Source organism: Streptomyces sp. NPDC059080, from assembly GCF_042739975.1.
In the GTDB taxonomy this organism is placed as follows: Bacteria; Actinomycetota; Actinomycetes; order Streptomycetales; family Streptomycetaceae; genus Streptomyces; species Streptomyces benahoarensis.
Genome location: NZ_JBHYGX010000092.1, coordinates 1 through 1,194, shown reverse-complemented (window position 1 = coordinate 1,194; position 1,194 = coordinate 1). Strand labels below are relative to the sequence as shown.

Sequence of the window (1,194 nt, the reverse complement as noted above, 5' to 3'; positions counted from 1 at the left end):
GGGAGGACTATTCTTTAGGCGATATATTAAAGTGTTTTAAATATACAAGAATTTCGTAAACATCCATATTGTTGTACTTCTTATCTATCCAATCCTTTAAAAAGTGTTCAATATGCTTGTATTTCGTATCTAATTTCATATTAATAATATCTAATATTTCTAGATTTGGCATAAATTATTCATCTCCTTTAATGGAGAGAGTATATACACACTTATTTTAGTTTGTCAATAATAACCTGTTATAAACATTTATACTCAGTGCGAACATAAGAGATAGGACATTTCTATCCCTGATACCCAGTTATTTCATATATAATAGGACTTTACATTCAGGAACATGTGTTCTATTATTGGTACAGAAATATTTTCTTCTCCTACCAATATGTCGCATAATGTCGAATCCTTCCTGAAAAAATTCTGAAGAAATTTGTAAAAAGGGGTAGACATGATATATCCCTTGATGGTAAGATAAGGTCATCAAAGGGAACATAAAGGAATCTGAAGCCCTTTAAAGGAAGTGATACATATGTAGAGGGAGGTACGCTTTTTGTCTAGTGAAGAGGTTTTAACAGTTAAACAGGTAGCCGAGATATTAAAAATATCTGAAAAAACGGCTCGCAAAATGCTGAACAACGGAGAAATTAAAGGTTTCAAAGTCGGTCGAGAATGGCGCGTGTCAGCTGAAAAATTCAATGAATACTTAAAACAAAATTAATTCTTTGGGGGAATTTTAAAATGACAAACACTATTAAAAACACTGAAAACACTACTGACGTATTGGCAACTGAGGACATTGCAACAGCATCACCAAGTATTTTTGAACAAGGTACACAACAAATGTTTTCAACTATCCAGGCAACGGACAGAAAGAGCAGCATCAAACTTTACAACGCGGTAAGCAACGCTGAACACTCTCTATCAGACCATATCGGAGAAGTAATTGAAATTACAGACATGGTCGCCCATGCGGTTGAATTAGAGGATGAAGTCACGAAAGAGACAATTCAGGCAATGCGCGTTGTTCTTTTAACAGCAGACGGACAAGGCTATCACAGTGTATCTCAGGGCGTAGCAAGCTCCCTACAACGTATCATTGGGATTGTAGGGCAAGGTCCTTGGACGGACGAGCCATTAAAAGTTGTTCCAAAAGAAGTTAAAACCCGCCGCGGCTTTAAAACATTGACACTTTCGCTT

Annotated in this window: 2 protein-coding genes; both read left to right on the top strand. The window is 36.2% G+C overall.

Annotation, left to right across the window (positions count from 1 at the left end):
• Positions 1-547: 547 nt before the first annotated feature.
• Positions 548-715: a helix-turn-helix domain-containing protein gene (locus ACFWWQ_RS29675; protein WP_326194937.1), complete on the top strand. Its 168-nt coding sequence runs from the start codon at positions 548-550 to the stop codon at positions 713-715.
• 20 nt (positions 716-735) lie between these two features.
• On the top strand, positions 736-1,194 hold a 459-nt coding region (locus ACFWWQ_RS29670; protein ID WP_384602359.1), incomplete at its 3' end, for a hypothetical protein.